The sequence below is a fragment of the Bacillus cereus group sp. BfR-BA-01522 genome (assembly GCF_022662635.1).
In the GTDB taxonomy this organism is placed as follows: domain Bacteria; phylum Bacillota; class Bacilli; order Bacillales; family Bacillaceae_G; genus Bacillus_A; species Bacillus_A cytotoxicus.
The window spans coordinates 1-223 of record NZ_JAKUDY010000074.1; the positions used below are offsets into that span (position 1 = coordinate 1).

Consider the following 223-nt stretch of genomic DNA (forward strand, 5'->3'; position numbering starts at 1 on the left):
TTTGCTTCTTCAAATGAGACATATTTTGTACGATATACTTCTTCTTTCTTTAAAATGGCGTGAAATGACTCAATACAAGCGTTATCGTATGGACAACCTTTTTTACTGAAAGAAGGCTTTATTTTATAATTCGCGAGTAAAGTTTGAAATTCCTGACTTGTATATTGTGTTCCTAAATCAGTATGTAAAATGAGCCCTTTTTGTGGTCTTTGTGTATGGTAAG

The 223-nt window shown here is 32.3% G+C and carries 1 protein-coding gene; it reads right to left on the reverse strand.

Going from position 1 to position 223, the window contains the following annotated elements; translation table 11 throughout:
• The coding region (locus MR059_RS22550) for a DDE-type integrase/transposase/recombinase (RefSeq protein WP_242162040.1) at positions 1–223 on the reverse strand (223 nt) is incomplete at both ends.